This window comes from Marinobacterium sp. MBR-111 (genome assembly GCF_040547585.1).
Taxonomy (GTDB): Bacteria; Pseudomonadota; Gammaproteobacteria; order Pseudomonadales; family Balneatricaceae; genus Marinobacterium; species Marinobacterium iners.
In genome coordinates, this window is record NZ_JBEPQA010000038.1 from 1 (window position 1) to 16,803 (window position 16,803).

Consider the following 16,803-nt stretch of genomic DNA (forward strand, 5'->3'; position numbering starts at 1 on the left):
CTTCTACCTTTGGCGAGATGAAGCGTACCACTGTCAGCAGTTGGCTACCTCTCGCCGTTCAACCATGAGTGTCGCACTTATTATCTGAATTCCCGACTAACTTTTTCTTAAACAGCTCCACCTTATTAGCAAAATAATTAACAGGTACACACGCATACTGAACTTCCTCTGGGTATCCAGGATAATCAAAAAAATGATTTTCATTAAGCTCCCAGACAAATACTAAATTCTTATCACAGCCATATAAAACAACAGAAAAATCATCAAACGATTCACCTAACGATAAAAAATGCCTACCTGCACCGTCTAAAGTATCAGACTTGATTAATTGATATACATCTTTCGGGTCTAATTTATCCAAGGTTTCGGAGCATACGCTTTCATACGAAACCCGGTCTAATTGATGCAATGTCGTTGTCAGTATATTCACATCGTCGAATGTTCCGATGTAATGCCCATCCAACCAAATGCGAATAATCCCCATCGGCTTGGTTCCCTTATCACGAATTTCAAATTCGATTGCAAAAATCCCTTTATCCCCAATCAAGCATGGCATTACCACTTCCTCACTTCGTTAGGCACATTATTTATATTGATAGGCCTAGGCGTTCCATTAGCCGTTGTGCCATTTGTAGACCCATTCCAATGCCAATTATCATTCCCATCATTTTGAAAACGGTGATATTCCGCTTTTTTTCCTGATCCAACTTTTGTCCATCTATTTCCATCAGGCCCAGCCTGGCTATTTCTCCAAAGCTCTTCATGATTTTCAGGGAGAGTGCTCTTGGTTTTGTTGTAAGGGTTTGGCCCTTGATTCGAAGGATCGTGATGACCAGGATTTTCATAACTATCAGCAGGACATGTCTCATCACATGTGCATGTGTATACATCTGCAATAAGAACATTGATAGCATTACATGATTTTACTGCCAAACCTCTGCCAGAGCACATTTGCTGGCATTCAGTAAGTTCTTGAGGTGGGCATGCCGAAAGCCCATATGGATCAATAAAATTTAGAGGGTTTTGATTAGCATAACCGTAGGTATTCAGACCTCCCGCCAACCCAATGGGATCAGACTGGATATATCTCCCCGTCACCGGGTCGTAATCCCTGAAGTAGTTGTAGTGTAACCCGGTTTCCTCATCGTAGTACTGCCCTGGGTAGCGCAGAGAGAAGGTGAATAGCTGACTGTCACCATCTGGGTCTTCATTGGCTGTGTGGCGACCAAAGGGGTCGTTATCCCAACGCCAGACAATTTGGTTGTCACTGGCTCGGCTAATGCGTCGTGGGGTGTTGAGGTGATCCGTATGGATGTAATACACCGCAACACCACTGCCGGCGGGGCGCAGAGTCGCGACCGGGATATTGCCAAGCCAGACGGTTTCCTGAATGAGCTGGCCGTTGGCATCATATTCGCCTGCCAACTGACCGGCATCATCATAGACAAAGTAGCGTACACCGTTGATGTTGCTTTTTCTTACTCTCTGTCCCAGTGCGTTGTAATCATACTGGGTAGTCTGGCCATAGCGGGTGGCGCTGCTCAGTCGCCCAGCATCATTGTAGGTATAAAGCGTATGGCCATCACCCAGGATGTTGCCGGCTGCGTCGTAGGTGTAAGTACGAGTAAGGCTGCCGTTTATGTGTGTCAAACGGTTGCTGTCCAGCGCTTGGGTAAATGTCGCTGGTGTACTGCCTGTTTCTGTCAGGCGGTTGCCGTTGGCATCGTAACTCCAGCTCTGGTTTAGCCCCGTCCCGGTGGCGGTGGTTAAACGGTCGAGCAGATCGTAACTGTAGGTGCGGCTAATGCCGGGAGGGTTGACCTCGTTCTGTTGAGTAATGCGGCGTGCGTCATCATAAAGGTACTGGGTTTGTCCACCACTGGTGATACCGGTCAGGTCGCCGTCGGTGTTGTAATCGCGGTTGTGTGTAGTGCCATTTCCCCAGCTCCAGTGCTGAACTGGGCCAAAAGGTCGATATTGTATTGCGCTCAATAGAGGCGTAATGCCATTGAGGCTAATGCTGCTGATCTGCCCCGATGGGGTGTAGGTGTAATGCAGACTATTACCTGAAGGCAGCGTCAGGCTCAGGCGCTGACCCGCTGCATTATAGGTGTAATCCTGAGCAAAACTGTGTCCATCCAGGGTATGGGTACGATTGGCCACCTGCCCTTGCGCCGTATAAGTCCAATCGAGGGTGCCGATGTGATCTGTGATATGAGTCAGCCGCCCAGTGCCATTAATCCCCTGGTCGTATACATAGGTATAGGTCTGGTCTGGGTAACTGAGTTGGGTTAACCGGTTAAGACTGTCATAACTGTAGGTCGCGGTAACGCCATGTGCATCGGTACTGCTGGCCAGATTACCAGCACTGTCGTGGGTGTATGTGGTATCTCCGGTGTCGGGGCTTTGTAGCAGGCTCAGGTCGCCCAACGCGTTATGGTGATAGTAGGTGGCATGGTTTAATGGATCGATAACGGCGATCAACTGATCCAATGCGTTATAGCTGTACTGAGTCACCTCGGTATTGGGGTCTGTCACCTGAGTCAGCCGGTTATGGGCGTCATAGGCGTACTGAGTGCCGCGGTTGAGCGGGGCTTGTGTCTCGGTCAGGTTGCCGTTGTTGTCATAGGTGTAGTGGGTTGTAACGGCAGGCGTACCGGCAGCGTCCAACGTCTGTACCAGGCGGTTCAGGGTGTTGAATGTTTGTGATTGGCGCATGGCCAGCGTGCTGGATGGATCGTAGCTTCGCGTCTGTGTTTGGTTGCCCAGTGCATCCAGAGTATATTCGATGTGGTTGCCTTGGCTATCTTCCAATCGCGTCAGACGCTGGGCGGCATCATAGGTATAGGTCAGTGTGCTGCCGTCGGGTTGTGTCAGGGTGTGCAGCAGCCCGGTTGGCCAATAGGTCAGAGTTGTGGTTTCTGTCCCTTGGGTATAGGCAGTCAAACGCAGGCGCAGATCATAGGTAAACGTGGTGACCAGGCCGTTGGCATCGGTGATGCTCAGGGGTTGGCCATGGGCGTTGTAGCTGTTGATCTGTGTTGTGTGATTCAGGGCATTGGTTATGGTTTTCACCCGGCCGCACTCGGCCCCGGTGGTGCACGCGTAATAGCTGTAGGTGGTGATATCGCTGATATCGGTGCGTGGTCCATCCGCGGTCAAGACACGCCCTTGATTGTCATATGTCCAGCTCCAGGTACGTGATAGTGCTGGCGTTTGACCCATATCGGTAAGAGTACGGCTGATTAAATGACCGTTGCTGTCATAGCTGTACTCTGTGCGTCGATTTCCCTCATCCACTTGTACAGGCAGGCGATACGTTGGGTGCCAAGTAGTGCTGATAGTACGCTCAACCGCTGTGCCGCTGGCTTCGGTACGGATTGTGGGCAGGTTGCGGCTCAAGTCGTAGGTATACTGGGTCGGAACGTTATTGAAATCGACCCGCTGGCTGACATTGCCCTGAGCGTCATACTGACGAGTTTGCGCGGCACCGCCGCAGGTATTACATGCCTGGGAAATACCCGTATTCTTCAGAGTATCGAGAATGCTGCTATAGGTGAATGTGCGTGAAGCACCCAAGGCATCGGTCAGAGTTCGCTCGCCATTAGCGGCGTAGCTGATGCTGACTTCTCCTGCACCACCGCTGTGTGATGATCGAACAGCTCGGCCTTGTGTGTCGTATTCAAAGTCGGCAAAGCGAGTGTTGTTTTCATCAATGATGCCCGTTAAGGCTCGTGGAAGGTTGGCTCCGGCTGTCAGGCTGCTCTCGTTATAACGATACTGGCGGCTGCTGTTGTCGGCGTAGGTAGTACTGATCAGGCGGTTGTTGGCATCGTAGGAAAACGTGATGGGCTCGCCAGCCGGATCTGTTACGGATGCAATACGCCCATGGGTATCGTAGGCCAGCGTAAGCGTGCGGCCATCGGTATCGGTGACGGTCTGCAAGCGATTTTGGGTGTCATAGGACAGGTGATGCGTCTGCCCGGCACGAGATGTGATGGATATCAGTCGCCCTTGCGCCGCATAGCGCTCGATGGTGTCATCAGAGGTTGTGAGCGTCCACCCACTGGTATTGCCGTTGCCGTCAGTTTGGCGTTGCAACCGGTAATTTTGGTCTGCATCAGGTTGCCAGGTTCCACCCGTCAAGTTGAAGTTATAGCGTTTCCCGTCTGCTCGATACAGTTTGACACGAGAAGGAGAACCGCTGCCAAGGCCGGTTACCACCAATGAACGTTGGTAATGATGACGCCAGTTGTCCCCCAGCGGTCCACTTTCTTGGCTGAGTGCATTGTAATGTCGGATAAATTGCAGCGGCTGCGCACCTGTACCAACATAATCCTGCTCTTGCTGATATTTATTACCGGTCGCACTATTAATGGGGTTGCTGCCATTGGAAGGACACTCAGGGACGCCGGCATTTTTGGGTTGACAGTACCCCGAGTCATCAACGCTGCCTTCGGGGGGATTACCGTGCCTCTTGGCCCGAAAGGTACCCATTGACTGAAAGCGATTTGTAACGGTACTGAATTGATGGGTTTGCAGTACGCAGTGCCTGAATGCGGGCTTCTACCTCGCCATTGACACAGGCAGCTGTTGCCGTTGGCCAAGCGCCTGGGGCATACGTATTGGTCCACTCAATTTCAGCGAAGGCCGCTGATGAGAAGCATATGGACAGGGTTAGAGCACTGATTTGGCCTATTCGATAAGGCAACGAGACCCGCTTCGTCGCGGGAGCGTTGTTCCAATAGCCAGAACTATAAATATTGGCAGATATGCGACGCAACATCATGGCGCTTCCTCCTTGAATGTATAGAGTGTGCATCCTGCACACTTTGCCTGTCGGCGAGATTCAATCTTTCATAGATTGAGTATAAATGCAAACGATCCCGAATCACGCCTCATCAGCGGCTGCGTAAATCCAGCACTGCGCACCTGACTTCAGCTGGGCCGCAACCCGCACGTAATCGTCAACCTCGTAATCATCCGCCTGCGCCAGCTCCGCATCCGTCAGCTCGAATACCGTGCCCTGCACTTCATCCGCCGCATTGCCCGTGTAGCGCAGAATGGGATGAAATGCCTTGCCGCTCTCTCGCAGCACCCGCTCATCAGTGATCTCGACCTCACCGATAATATAGCCCTGCAAGATATCAGGCTGGCCGCTCAACTCGCGTCCAAAGTTGGCGACCTGAACGGATGGCTGCTGCAGGGTGCCGTAAGAGAACAGTGATGGCATGTTGGTACTCCGATAGTGCTATTGAGTTGTTCAATCTGGTTTCCAATCCGGCCTGGTCAGACGATACAGGCGGACATCCCATCCAGCATAACGCGTTTCAATGAAATTGCTGAACCCAAGTTTTTCCAGTATGTGTATTGAGGCAGCGTGATTCTGCGCGACGATCGCAACAACGGACTTAAGGTTACAGGCTTCAAAGCCATAGCCGAGAGCCACACGGGCCGCCTCGGTCGCCAACCCAATTCCCCACCGGTCTTTGGCAAGCCGGTAGCCAATTTCAACCTCATCACATCCATCAACCGTCGTGCGACTCAACCCGCAGTAGCCAATCAGCCTGCCGGACGGCTTCTCGATAACAGCCCACTGGCCATAACCAAGCTCGTCGTATGAGTGGGTACACCAATCAATAAACTCAGCTGTTTGCGCTTCGCTCAATGGGCCTTTACTGGAGTACTCCATAACATCCGGGTCAGAAAGTATCGGCATGAGGGCCTTAACATCGGAAGATTCAAACGTTCTGATTTCAAGCCTGTTGGTTTCAGTGACGTGCACAGGTGATTCCTTGTTATCCAATAAGATGTAGCCCAGAATGTTATCAATGTCGTGATTGGTCCCGGAAGTGAAGGTCCTTGATCACGCAGGAGTTGCCCATACAAAACGCCCTGTAAAGCTGTTACGTTAACTCCCTATGGAATGGATATAATCAGTACACAAGATGGATGTTAGCTATGCCTTTCATAAGAACAGCATTTAGTACCTTATTACCCGCTGTATCTATGCCGGCTTTAGCCGCAGAAAGTGGTTCGGTTGTGGTGGGAGGTTTAAATACCCAAGCTATACCCACCTTCTCACCTCTCATACTGAGTCTCGCAGCCGTTGCTCTGTTGTTTTTGGCGCTCTACAAAATTAAAGGCTGCAAGACCCTGACGATGCTGGCTATCGTGACAATGATCGGTACAGCTGGTGTTTACCAGCAAAAGCTGATCGCCTCCGTGACGGATTTGGTTGTCAGCAGCACCAGTCCAGCCTGTGCGGGTGGCAGCGAAACGCTCAGCTTTGACAGCAATTCACCACCACAACTGACCAATGAGTGTGCCACCGCTATCGAGATCAAACACTATTCTTTACCCTGCTCTAACGAGATATGGGAAGGCTCGGCAACGGCAGGTACTCTCTTGGGCCCCGGCAAGTCCGTACAACTGCTCAGCTGCGGTGACTTCGCACCAGAATTTACTCTGCCCTCCTCTGTCTCCGTACCCGAGGATGCCGGCCCACAAGTATTAGCCGGATGGGTAACAAATATCTCACCAGGCCCAGCATCTGAATCAGGACAAACCGTCAGCTTTGGAGTTGCAACAGACACCCCTTCACTGTTTTCGGTTCAGCCGGCAATCTCATCCGACGGGACCCTGACATTTACCGGTGCAGATAACGCTTTCGGCAGCTCAATTGTAACGGTTACGGCTACTGACTCCGCTGGCAGCACCAGCAGTCAAACCTTTGTATTGAACATTGCGCCCGTCAACGACGCCCCTGCATTCAACCTGGCCATGAGCAATATCTCGATACTGGAAGACAACGGCCAAGACTTGAATACCGACAAGACCGGTGACGACTTTGATACACCACCGAATGGTTCCAACTACACCCAGGTATCAATTGCCAACGTGGCCACGAATATCGACACGGGCAGTGGCGAAGATCAACAGATACCTGACTTCACAGTTACCTTCATTCAAGGCACACGTTCTGACGCCAACCGTGTCGTCAATCTCACGGCCGAGGATATCTTTTATAGTGGCGAAATTGAAATGACCGCTAACGGAGCACTTGAATTCAAGCTCAATCCTCACCATTGGGGTGAGGTAAAACTAGGTGTTGTTCTGGAAGACGGTGAAGGCGGGGTAACGGCGCCACAAACACTCACCCTTTCTGTCGCACCCGTGTGGGACAATGAACCCACAGGCGCGACAGCTTCCATTACCGGGGATGAGAATAGCGCTTGTATTCCCCTGAACCTGATTGGTAACAGTTATCGGGATTTAAGCCAACCCGTCTTCAAGGTAACAGCGCTGACACTCGACGCCGGAAAAAGTGGTACCCTCTACCAGGACGGTGATGCTATCGAAGCTGCTGACCTGCCGTTTGAAACCACAAGCAACGAATTTTGCTTTGTGCCAGCAACTAGCCAGTACAGTGACTTCGATTTTACTTTTGGCACTTTCGATCTATTCGCAACATTAAGGTATCAGGTATGGTCTGGGCTTGGCAATGCAGACACAGGTGAAAGCCCGGCAGTACCGGGACAATCGACCGTATTTAACGAGCTGTCTCAAGAATACCAAGTCAACATTACTGTAAATCCTGTTTTTTAATAAGGATAAAGTTGATGCTCTGCGCTTAAAGGAATTTTGGCATACGCGTGAGTATGCCATTAGACGTTATCCCAAGAGTTGATATGAAACCTGTGATTCAGAGAAACCGACCACGTATTCTGAAACCATCTCTCATGTTCAACCCCATTAATGTCAAATTCACAGCGCCAGCAATCAACTCAATGGTTTGTACCACATAAAAGCGGGTATCCAAAACACCTGCAGATGCCCACAGGTTGAGTAATACGGCACACGGGATCAGTATCAGGATTCCGTTCATACCTATAAAGGGCATTCTCTTTCTTTTCCGAGAAACAAGCACGCCGTTTCTACCCTTGGCCAAGACGAAACCACTCGCCCCCGTGAATGCAATTGACGGCACAAGAATCAACAGACCTGGCCATACAATTAAGCGTTTCACTGTTGATATGGACTCAACAGAACCAAAGAGCTCAACCAACACTGTTGCCGAGAAAAACGTCGCCATGCAGGCCATGGCAATAGCCGCTGCGAAACGATGGACGATGAGCATCAGGGTTTCCTCCAAGAAACACGATTGGTAACATGTTGTCATTGTGCAAAGAGCACCTCTTAATGTCAACATGTTGTCAATTCCACAGGGATTACCAATGAACGAGTCTCATAAAGGCCCAATCTTCACCGATATTGTGCTGGAAGTGTTTAAACTGGGAGGACTGCTAGTCAGCGAAGGCGATCAAATGGGCGCAGAGTTCGGCATTACAAGCGCCCGTTGGAAGATACTGGGGGCCCTTGCACTATCGGACGAACCGCAAACCGTACCTCAAATTGCGAGGAGCATGGGGCTGACGCGACAAGCGGTACAGCGACTTGTGGATGCCATGCACGACGATGCACTGTTACTGTTCAGCGAAAACCCGGGCCATAAGCGCGCCAAATGGATTAGCCTCTCGGAACGTGGGAAAACGGTTTTCTCGAAACTGAGTGAAAAACAGTCGGGGTGGGCCGCCCAATGCTCAGAAGGTATCAGCGCAACCGAGCTGGAAACTGCACTGTCTGTACTGAAGCGTATCGCTCGCGCCATTGACCACTAGACATGCCCCGGTATTCGGCCCATTTGTCCCCCTCTTTACAGCCCTTCTTTTGCCCGCTGAATCGCAGCCTCAATGGCTCGCTTCGCTTGTGGGCTGTTTTTCCAGCAGGTTGTCCTCAGCATTGAAGCAACCATTTCCGCTATATCATCTGCCTTATAGGTCGCCAACTCGGAAAGCGACTCTATACCGATCTCCTCAAAACGTTGCACAACGGTGTTGCCAACGCCTTTTACCGACAACAGTGCTTCTTTCTCCAGGCTGGAAAACCCCATATAAACTCCATTCCATTCAATATTTATACGCCATTATGGCGTGTATCCATTGCTGCAAAAAATCGTTTATTCTGGCAATCCCTCGAACGTTGGCACCTCTTCTGACGTCTTCTCCCAGTTGGCCTTGCTGGACGAAAAGATGTGCGCCGTTGGCAATATGGACACTTCAGTGTCCAAAGATCCTGCCGGCACGATAAGCACACCGGCCGCCTGAGTATTGGGCAATGCCGAGCCACAGAATTTGCAAAAACTCTTGCTGTGACGAGTCCCTGGCAACGTAAACGAGGTCACGGCATCAGCACCCGACAGCCAGCTCAGTTTAGCCGACTGTGAAAACAGATTGGCCGCGTGAGCCGACCCCGTATCTTTTTTACAGTGCTGACAATGACACAGGTAAAAGCTGTCAAACTCCCCTTCTACCTTGAAGTGCACTGTGCCACACAAACAGGAACCGAGATATTCTGTCATGACCCCTCCCCTATAACCTGTGAGTGAAATATACAAACAACCCTGCAGGAGCCGACAGGCCCTCCATCCTCTCAACCTTAACGCGCCCGTTTTTCTTCAAAACTTCCACCCGTTCGTTCAAGAGCTGTGGCTGTGCTCTGGGTATCGTCCACTCATGCCGGCTTTATCCCGTCCAACGTGGATGACGCCATCGCCACTTCTGCAGTGGCCATCCAGTGACTCGTTATAAACATAAAAGAGAGAGTACACCATGACTATGCAAGTAACCCACAGCAAAACCCCCTTGGTCACCCGACTCGACGCTATGGTGATCGGTGCCGGTGTCGCAGGCCTGTACCAGCTACATAAGCTACGTGAAATGGGATTGAATGTACGCGGTTATGAAGCGGGTACCGGTGTCGGCGGCACCTGGTACTGGAACCGCTACCCTGGCGCCCGTTTCGACTCCCAGGCAGAGATCTATCAATACTGGTTTTCCGAGGAGCTTTATAAATCCTGGCAGCCCAGCGAGCGCTTCCCTGCTCAGCCCGAAACCGAGCAGTGGCTCAATTTCGTGGCGGATCGCCTCGACCTGAAAAAGGATATTCAGTTCTCCACCCGTATTGTATCCGCCCACTACAGCGAAGACACCGGGCGTTGGACCGTCACCACAGATGCCGGCGAAACCATCGACACTCAGTTTCTCATCGCTTGTTGCGGTATGCTCTCTGCACCGCTGAAAGACCGTTTCCCGGGCCAGGCCAGCTTCAACGGCGAGATACACCACACCGGTCTGTGGCCCAAGCAAGGTGTAGATTTCACCGGCAAGCGGGTGGCAGTCATCGGTACCGGTGCCACCGGTATCCAAGTGATTCAATCCATCGCACCCCAAGTGGAGTCATTGAAAGTCTTCGTGCGCACACCGCAGTACATTGTGCCGATGAAAAACTACAAGTACTCCAAGGAAGAGTGGGCCAAATGGGGTGAACGCTTCCATGAACTGAAATCCCGCGTACGCCAGACTTTCGCCGGTTTCGACTACGACTTTGAAGCACCACCCTGGGCCGACCTTACGCCAGAAGAACGCACCGATATCCTGGAACAGCATTGGCAGGAGGGCTCACTGTCACTGTGGCTGGCGACTTTCCCAGAGATTTTTTACGACGAAGCAGTCAGCGAAGAAGTGTCCAAATTCGTTCGCGCCAAAATGCGGGAGCGGCTGCATAACGACCCCAAACTCTGCGACTTGCTGATCCCCACCGATTACGGTTTCGGTACCCACCGCGTACCATTGGAGAACAAGTACCTCGAAGTCTATCTGCAAGACAATGTAGAGGCTGTGGACTGTCGCACGGCACCGATCGAAGAGATAGTCCCCGAGGGGATCCGTACTGCCGACGGCAAAATCCATGAGGTGGATGTCATCGTTCTGGCAGTTGGCTTCGATGCCGGCTCAGGAGCGCTGAGCCGCATCGATATCCGCGGTCGCGATGGCCGCGCGCTGAAACAGCAGTGGCAGCAGGAAATCCGTACAGCCATGGGGCTACAGGTCCACGGTTACCCGAACCTGTTCACCACCGGTGCTCCGCTGGCACCGTCCGCCGCACTGTGCAACATGACCACTTGCTTACAGCAACAGGTGGACTGGATCACCGGCTGCATCGACCACGCCCTGAAAAACGGCAAGCAAACGGTTGAAGCGACCAAAGAGTTCGAGGATGCCTGGGTCGAACACCACGACGAGGTTGCATCGAAGACTCTGGTAGTCAAAACCGACTCCTGGTACATGGGCTCCAATGTGGATGGCAAACCGCGCCGCCTGCTCTCCTACATCGGCGGGGTGGGCAATTATCACAAGCGTTGCGACGCAATTGCGGCCGAGGGCTACTCCGGTTTTTCGATGTCCTGAGGTGTTTTCACCGTTACGCTGAAATCGCCGGCGGTACCCCGTCGGCGCATCCCCCGAGCCACACGTGCCGTATGTAAGGAGATGTATCGTGAACAACTACTATTCGCAACAGAATCATGGTCCGTTTGAGCTGATTGGTATCGGTGACCTGCAGCTTGAGGAGGGCGGTACATTGCCCGACTGCAGACTCGCCGTCTCGCTACATGGCCAACTCAACGCCGCTAAAGACAACGCGATTCTGGTACCAACCTGGTATTCAGGTACCAGCAAAGTCATGGAGCAGGTCTACATCGGTGCTGGGCGGGCACTGGACCCGGATAAATATTTCATCATCTGTGTCAATCAGATCGGCGGCGGACTCTCCACCTCGCCAAGCAATAGCAACGGTCCCGACTTTCCCCAGATACGCATCGGTGACGATGTCCGCGCCCAACACCGCCTGCTGACTGAACATTTCGGCCTGACCAGCCTTGCCCTGGTCGTTGGCGGCTCGATGGGTGCCCAACAAACCTACGAGTGGGCAGTACGCTACCCGGAATTCGTCAAGCGCGCCGCCCCCATGGCCGGTACGGCGAGGAACACCGAGCATGATTTTCTGTTTACTGAAACTTTGATTGATGCCATCACCACCGATCCAGGTTTTCACAAGGGCTTATACCACTCACCAGAACAGGTCGCTGCCGGTCTGAAGCGCCATGCCCAATTATGGACTGTTATGGGCTGGAGCACCGAGTTCTTCCGCACCAGACGCCATCAGGCACTGGGCTTTGCTTCGATGGCGGAGTTTGTGGACACCTTCATGACCGGCTACTTCGCCCCGATGGATCCGAACAACCTGCTGTGCATGGCGTGGAAGTGGCAGCGCGGCGATGTCAGCCGCCACACCGCTGGCGACCTGCCCGCTGCGCTGGGACGCATAAAAGCCAAGACCTACGTGATGCCGATTAGCCATGACATGTTCTTCCCCGTCAGCGACTGTCAGACTGAACAGCTGTTGATCGCCGGCAGTGAATTCCGCCCGCTTCAAAGTGTCGATGGTCATCTGGGTCTATTCGGCACCGATGCACAGATGGTGGCACAATTTGACGCTAACATCCGAGAGCTGTTGGCTACACCGGTCGTCTGAGACTGGCATACGATTCGCTTGTTTGGATCAATCATCCAATCATAGAGACCCAACAGCCGTGGCGACACTGTTCCGGGTACCCGGAACAAATAGCCCCAAAGTGTCATGGCATCCTGCAGCGTTCAATGGCACTGTGGGGCTGGGATGGGTGGCAACACTCATCTCCTACTAACGGTATCGATTAAAATAAAAAACCATCCGGGCCGCTGGTCAGTGAGGGTGACAATACCGCAGCCAACCCTCTCCTGACCTGCAGGCGGCTGTGGCAGCAGGCCCTTGTACCGGGGCAAACTTCAGAGTGAGGCAGCCGCTTCCCGCCTGAATAGCTGCGCAGAGCACTCGTCAGCCCGGCGAGGATAGTTCTATGCCGAAAGTCATTACTCCAGACGAACTTCCCAAGTGGGTCCCGGGAAAACTATTAACCAGCAGTGCCTCTCTGGGCTGGAAAGACGTTGCCCAGCGCTCCTACCTGTACAAGGGACAGGAGGTGCCGATTCCCCCTCTCGATCACTTCATGATCGTACGCTACCGCAACGGTCATACCCCCATGTACCGCCAGCTGGAAGACAGCAAAGGCACCCGCACCACCTGTGTACCGGGCGATATATCCCTGTTGACCAACGCCCAGAACTCGCACTGGCACTGGACCCAGGATATTGAGGTCGCCCACGTTTACCTGTCCAATGCCCTGATGTCTCGAGTTGCCTGCGACGTTCTCGACCGCTCAGTGGAGGATGTACGTCTACACGACGTATTGCAGTTACAGGACCCCGTCCTTAATGCCATCACGGACGCTATCAATACTGAGGTGCACACCAACGGTGTGGGCGGTGCACTGTATGTCGAAGCGCTGGGCATGCAGATGGCGGTACACCTATTACGCCGTTACGCCAGCGTAACCTTCAGAGACCCCGCCGATGTCGGCGGATTGACGCCGTGCCAGAAACGTCGCTTGGGCGATTACATTGAGTCCCACCTGCACAGCAGCATACGGTTGGAAGATCTGGCACAAGAGGTCGGACTTGGGGTATGGACCTTCTCGCGCAAATTCAAGGAGAGCTTTGCCTCCTCACCTCATGCGTTCGTCACCGAACAACGCGTGCAGAAAGCACGTACCCTTCTGGCAGAGGGACGCCTTGCAATAAAGGAGGTCGCGTACATGTGCGGCTTTTCTGACCAGGCTCATCTGACCCGAGTGATGCGGCTTAGGCTAGGCACCACACCAGGCCAGTTGAAGGGGAGCTGCGCAGAACGCTGACCGCTGCGAGGTTTACCCCGTCTGTTCGATCGACCAGACTGGTCAATCGGGTTCTACCCCGTTGAAGCAGCAGTTACAAAGCTGCCTCATAGTTAATCAAATCCACGTCAGCCGCCTCTGTGCGCAGCGGAATAAGCGCCTGATAGGCGTCCGAGCTGTACCAGTCATCTAACGCTTGAGCGTCTGGAAAGCGAATCACAACCACATCAGTATGGACGTGAGATCCACTCAGTACAGTCTTCGTTTTCCCCCTGAACATCAAATCCGCGCCCCAGGGTGCCAAGGTCGCCGGCACCTGATGTCGGTATTCGGCCCATTTGTCATCATCTTTCACTGTAATGTGACCAATCACGTATGCAGGCATGCTCATATCCTTATTCGGGTGATGCGTTTTCCGCATTGTTAGCACTCATCATGTCTCTGAAATGGCAAGCTAGATCGGCCCAGCCATAGACTGCATGATCGGTTCGATCCATGCGTCATGCCGGACATTCAGAACCCGGAGTTTGGCTGTTCAAGAAACTCTTTTTCGTCTTCAGTCGACGTACGACCCAGAATTTTATTTCGATGGGGATAGCGGCCAAACCGGTCGATAATGGCTTTATGCCTGTATTCAAAATCAAGGCTATTTTGAATACCCAACGCTTCATACAATTTGACAGCTTCTGCGTGGATCAGCTTTGACTCACTGTGCATGAACGGCATGTACAGAAAAGAACACTGAATAGCAGACAGCTGCCTGTCCAGATTCTTTGAGATTGCACATTGTGCCAGCACAAGCGCCATGGGATCACAGGCAAATGCGTCGGGTGTGTCACGGTAGATATTGCGCGAGAACTGATCAAGAACGATAACCTCGGCGAGACTGCCAAGAGCCGTTTCGCGCCATGCAAACAGCTCTCCGACCCTGGCCTGCTCATGAAACGCGCCAAAACGGCGCTGGATCATGGAATCCAGGTCGCCATCCTTTTGCCACCACTGTTTTGGCTCAAGCTCATTGAACCAAAAATCTATAACATCCTTAAACATGTGGCTCCCCGGCTCTGCCGAAACGCCATCGCACGTAACAGTTTAGTACAGATGGCCGCTCAATCCGGCAGTCCGTCGAACGTTGGCGCCTCTTCTGACGCCTCTTCCCAGTTGGCCTTGCTGGACGAAAAGATATGGGCCGTTGGCACTATGGACACACCAGTGTCCAACGATCCCGCCGGTACTATAAGCACATCGGCCGCCTGAGTATTGGGCAATGCCGAGCCACAGAATTTACAAAAACTCCTGCCGTGACGAGTAGCCGGCAGCGTAAATGAGGTCACGGCATCGGCACCCGACTGCCAACTCAGCTTTGCCGATTGTGAAAACAGATTGGCCGCATGAGCCGACCCCGTATCTTTCTTACAGTGCTGACAGTGGCACAGGTAAAAGCTGTCAAACGCCCCTTCTACTTTGAAGCGAACGGTGCCACACAAGCAGGAACCGAGATGTTCGGTCATGACTGCCTCCTTAGATGGATCAGTGCCACCGGGTTGCCATTGTAGTCGATGCGCTGCTCAACGTCGTAAGGCCGAAAACCGAGCGTTGGATAAAACAGCAACCCGGCAGTGTTTTGATTAAAGCACGACACTGAAACCGCTTTTGCGTCATGCTTCTCAAAGCCCAGCTTGACCATATGGTTGATCAGACCCCGGCCCACACCGGCACCTCTTACATCAGATGCCACAACAACATTACCGATTGAACACAGTCCGTCTTTCCAACGGTAAAAATTCGCAAACGCCACCACTCTTCCCTCGATTTCAACCACAGTCGAGTCAGAACGCGTTTCGATGCTCTGACGTAACGTGTCTTCCGACAGTGGGTAAACTGCACTTGGGAAGCAGTAAAAAAGCTCCTCTCGTGTTTTCGGGAGCTTACAAATCTCGGGGATGTCGTCGTTTATTACTTCTCGCAGGTACATAAGCCGATCCTTGGAATTTGACTCCTGTAGCACTTGTTAGATTCAATTATTCGTGACCTTCCTCGCGAATTTACGAATAAGGTGCTTATCGTTAACATCAGCAAAGAGCCGTTTTATTGCTTCATCATCAGGCTCGGAAAATTTCATGAATTTCTTGCCGTAGACGCCATACTGACAATCCTTTTGTTTATTCTCAAGATCTCGTAGTATTAAACGCACTTTCTCACACGCCTCAACATATCTGAGTACAATCCCAGGCAAGTCGCGGGTCTTTATGTTAGATATGATATACCTGTGTATCACGCGATTTCTTAACTTATACAACGAATTCAGCTCTTTGTGGTCCTCGTCTTTAATGACATTATATTTAAGAGCATCATCATATACTTTTCGCTCCATCAAGCCTCGTTCATCTTCTGCTTGAAAAAGATATTTTATTGGAACCTCGTCCGTCTGATTCTCAAGTTGAATGGCGATGACGATGCTCAACCTTAGAAATGCATCAATCTGATTGGCAGAAACGGCAATCACTTCCACAAATGAATCTGATTCTATCGCGTTATCCAGAAGGTCGTAAGATGCAGCCAATGCTCCTTGGAATCGATCAAACTTTTCCATATCAGAGGCGAGCTTACGGTCTCCAGGAGGGACAATAACCACCGATTTTAAAATTTTATCAACTAAGCGGAGTTCTTCATTTATTTGTTCATCGTTATCAAGACTTGCATCATGGATATATTTACCGATTAAAGCCTGATCTGCTGAAGCCCCATAAAACATGTAAACACAGAACTCTGAATCATCCATCCTGGAAGGTCGCCATCTAAGCTCTGGCACACCCTTCGGATACTCATCTGCAAGTTTAGGTGCTATTTCCTCTAGTGGATAACAGCTAATCTGAAAACACCCTTTAGCGTTTTCATACGGCTGAAAGCTGTATGGGGACTTTTCCGCTTCGCCTTCCACAACAGGGTTGAGGTATTGCCACTCTGTTGGAATTTGAATCAGGAATATCCCGTTGGGCTCTGTCCAATGCTTCATTCAGCGTTCCTGCGAAAAATCGTCGTGGTAGAACGGCCTGTTACCAGACCGCCCCCACACAGATCCGGACGTGCGGAACTACCGCATCCGGCTCCTCAGTTATATTGTCGCTCGT

The 16,803-nt window shown here is 51.9% G+C and carries 17 protein-coding genes and 1 pseudogene; 5 read left to right on the plus strand and 13 right to left on the minus strand.

All coding sequences use genetic code 11. The features are described 5' to 3' along the window. Positions 1 to 58: 58 nt before the first annotated feature. The 5 genes and pseudogenes from ABIE61_RS17375 to ABIE61_RS17395 form a co-directional block, all read right to left on the minus strand. Positions 59 to 556 (minus strand): Imm42 family immunity protein, encoded by a 498-nt coding sequence (locus ABIE61_RS17375; RefSeq protein WP_354411820.1) that lies wholly within the window; start codon positions 554 to 556, stop codon positions 59 to 61. Then, complete coding sequence (locus ABIE61_RS17380) at positions 556 to 4,101, minus strand: RHS repeat-associated core domain-containing protein (protein ID WP_354411861.1); 3,546 nt, start codon at positions 4,099 to 4,101, stop codon at positions 556 to 558. Before ABIE61_RS17380 ends, ABIE61_RS17375 begins: the two co-directional genes overlap by 1 nt. Before the next feature lie 60 nt (positions 4,102 to 4,161). Further along, positions 4,162 to 4,497, minus strand: a pseudogene (locus tag ABIE61_RS17385) (DUF6531 domain-containing protein); the annotation flags it as partial. Positions 4,498 to 4,891: 394 nt separating this feature from the next. Beyond that, positions 4,892 to 5,233: a gamma-glutamylcyclotransferase family protein gene (locus tag ABIE61_RS17390; RefSeq protein WP_354411823.1), complete on the minus strand. Its 342-nt coding sequence runs from the start codon at positions 5,231 to 5,233 to the stop codon at positions 4,892 to 4,894. A 30-nt stretch (positions 5,234 to 5,263) separates the two neighbouring features. Continuing rightward, positions 5,264 to 5,785 (minus strand): GNAT family N-acetyltransferase, encoded by a 522-nt coding sequence (locus ABIE61_RS17395; protein ID WP_354411826.1) that lies wholly within the window; start codon positions 5,783 to 5,785, stop codon positions 5,264 to 5,266. Between the two features lie 176 nt (positions 5,786 to 5,961). Here ABIE61_RS17395 and ABIE61_RS17400 point away from each other — a divergent pair, with 176 nt between their 5' ends. Then, positions 5,962 to 7,608: a hypothetical protein gene (locus ABIE61_RS17400; protein WP_354411828.1), complete on the plus strand. Its 1,647-nt coding sequence runs from the start codon at positions 5,962 to 5,964 to the stop codon at positions 7,606 to 7,608. A 97-nt stretch (positions 7,609 to 7,705) separates the two neighbouring features. Here ABIE61_RS17400 and ABIE61_RS17405 read toward each other — a convergent pair whose 3' ends face one another. Next, complete coding sequence (locus tag ABIE61_RS17405; protein ID WP_354411831.1) at positions 7,706 to 8,140, minus strand: hypothetical protein; 435 nt, start codon at positions 8,138 to 8,140, stop codon at positions 7,706 to 7,708. Between the two features lie 97 nt (positions 8,141 to 8,237). On the opposite strand from ABIE61_RS17405, the gene ABIE61_RS17410 reads away from it, so the two are divergent. Beyond that, a complete protein-coding gene (locus tag ABIE61_RS17410; protein ID WP_354411833.1) occupies positions 8,238 to 8,681 on the plus strand; it encodes a MarR family winged helix-turn-helix transcriptional regulator in 444 nt (147 codons plus the stop codon). 35 nt (positions 8,682 to 8,716) lie between these two features. On the opposite strand, the gene ABIE61_RS17415 is transcribed toward ABIE61_RS17410, so the two are convergent. Continuing rightward, a complete protein-coding gene (locus ABIE61_RS17415) occupies positions 8,717 to 8,953 on the minus strand; it encodes a helix-hairpin-helix domain-containing protein (protein ID WP_354411836.1) in 237 nt (78 codons plus the stop codon). A gap of 66 nt (positions 8,954 to 9,019) precedes the next feature. Continuing rightward, complete coding sequence (locus ABIE61_RS17420; RefSeq protein ID WP_354411838.1) at positions 9,020 to 9,421, minus strand: GFA family protein; 402 nt, start codon at positions 9,419 to 9,421, stop codon at positions 9,020 to 9,022. Between the two features lie 250 nt (positions 9,422 to 9,671). Between ABIE61_RS17420 and ABIE61_RS17425 the strand changes: the two genes are divergently transcribed. From ABIE61_RS17425 to ABIE61_RS17435, 3 genes are all read left to right on the plus strand, one after another. Further along, a complete protein-coding gene (locus tag ABIE61_RS17425) occupies positions 9,672 to 11,309 on the plus strand; it encodes a flavin-containing monooxygenase (RefSeq protein ID WP_354411841.1) in 1,638 nt (545 codons plus the stop codon). A gap of 88 nt (positions 11,310 to 11,397) precedes the next feature. Beyond that, entirely contained in the window at positions 11,398 to 12,435 is a 1,038-nt protein-coding gene (locus ABIE61_RS17430; RefSeq protein WP_354411843.1) for an alpha/beta fold hydrolase, read from the plus strand. 364 nt (positions 12,436 to 12,799) lie between these two features. Continuing rightward, the gene (locus ABIE61_RS17435) at positions 12,800 to 13,693 is read left to right on the plus strand and encodes an AraC family transcriptional regulator (RefSeq protein WP_354411845.1); all 894 of its coding nucleotides are present in this window, start codon (positions 12,800 to 12,802) and stop codon (positions 13,691 to 13,693) included. Positions 13,694 to 13,766: 73 nt separating this feature from the next. On the opposite strand, the gene ABIE61_RS17440 is transcribed toward ABIE61_RS17435, so the two are convergent. From ABIE61_RS17440 to ABIE61_RS17460, 5 genes are all read right to left on the minus strand, one after another. Then, positions 13,767 to 14,057, minus strand: coding sequence for a DUF1330 domain-containing protein (locus ABIE61_RS17440; protein ID WP_354411848.1), 291 nt, complete (start codon positions 14,055 to 14,057; stop codon positions 13,767 to 13,769). A 128-nt stretch (positions 14,058 to 14,185) separates the two neighbouring features. Beyond that, complete coding sequence (locus ABIE61_RS17445; protein WP_354411851.1) at positions 14,186 to 14,722, minus strand: DUF924 family protein; 537 nt, start codon at positions 14,720 to 14,722, stop codon at positions 14,186 to 14,188. Positions 14,723 to 14,781: 59 nt separating this feature from the next. Further along, on the minus strand, positions 14,782 to 15,183 hold the full coding sequence (locus ABIE61_RS17450; protein ID WP_354411854.1) for a GFA family protein: 402 nt from the start codon (positions 15,181 to 15,183) through the stop codon (positions 14,782 to 14,784). Then, positions 15,180 to 15,647 (minus strand): GNAT family N-acetyltransferase, encoded by a 468-nt coding sequence (locus tag ABIE61_RS17455; protein ID WP_354411858.1) that lies wholly within the window; start codon positions 15,645 to 15,647, stop codon positions 15,180 to 15,182. The genes ABIE61_RS17450 and ABIE61_RS17455 overlap by 4 nt, the downstream gene beginning before the upstream one ends. Positions 15,648 to 15,689: 42 nt before the next feature. Beyond that, entirely contained in the window at positions 15,690 to 16,688 is a 999-nt protein-coding gene (locus ABIE61_RS17460) for a hypothetical protein (RefSeq protein ID WP_354411860.1), read from the minus strand. Between the last annotated feature and the right edge of the window lie 115 nt (positions 16,689 to 16,803).

What these genes read in the sequence shown, in the direction of transcription:
- ABIE61_RS17375 (WP_354411820.1), bottom strand. Translation starts at nt 556, where the DNA reads ATGCCATGCTTGATTGGGGATAAAGGGATTTTTGCAATCGAATTTGAA.
- ABIE61_RS17390 (WP_354411823.1), bottom strand. Translation starts at nt 5,233, where the DNA reads ATGCCATCACTGTTCTCTTACGGCACCCTGCAGCAGCCATCCGTTCAG.
- ABIE61_RS17400 (WP_354411828.1), top strand. Translation starts at nt 5,962, where the DNA reads ATGCCTTTCATAAGAACAGCATTTAGTACCTTATTACCCGCTGTATCT.
- ABIE61_RS17405 (WP_354411831.1), bottom strand. Translation starts at nt 8,140, where the DNA reads ATGCTCATCGTCCATCGTTTCGCAGCGGCTATTGCCATGGCCTGCATG.
- ABIE61_RS17410 (WP_354411833.1), top strand. Translation starts at nt 8,238, where the DNA reads ATGAACGAGTCTCATAAAGGCCCAATCTTCACCGATATTGTGCTGGAA.
- ABIE61_RS17415 (WP_354411836.1), bottom strand. Translation starts at nt 8,953, where the DNA reads ATGGGGTTTTCCAGCCTGGAGAAAGAAGCACTGTTGTCGGTAAAAGGC.
- ABIE61_RS17420 (WP_354411838.1), bottom strand. Translation starts at nt 9,421, where the DNA reads ATGACAGAATATCTCGGTTCCTGTTTGTGTGGCACAGTGCACTTCAAG.
- ABIE61_RS17425 (WP_354411841.1), top strand. Translation starts at nt 9,672, where the DNA reads ATGACTATGCAAGTAACCCACAGCAAAACCCCCTTGGTCACCCGACTC.
- ABIE61_RS17435 (WP_354411845.1), top strand. Translation starts at nt 12,800, where the DNA reads ATGCCGAAAGTCATTACTCCAGACGAACTTCCCAAGTGGGTCCCGGGA.
- ABIE61_RS17440 (WP_354411848.1), bottom strand. Translation starts at nt 14,057, where the DNA reads ATGCCTGCATACGTGATTGGTCACATTACAGTGAAAGATGATGACAAA.
- ABIE61_RS17445 (WP_354411851.1), bottom strand. Translation starts at nt 14,722, where the DNA reads ATGTTTAAGGATGTTATAGATTTTTGGTTCAATGAGCTTGAGCCAAAA.
- ABIE61_RS17450 (WP_354411854.1), bottom strand. Translation starts at nt 15,183, where the DNA reads ATGACCGAACATCTCGGTTCCTGCTTGTGTGGCACCGTTCGCTTCAAA.
- ABIE61_RS17455 (WP_354411858.1), bottom strand. Translation starts at nt 15,647, where the DNA reads ATGTACCTGCGAGAAGTAATAAACGACGACATCCCCGAGATTTGTAAG.
- ABIE61_RS17460 (WP_354411860.1), bottom strand. Translation starts at nt 16,688, where the DNA reads ATGAAGCATTGGACAGAGCCCAACGGGATATTCCTGATTCAAATTCCA.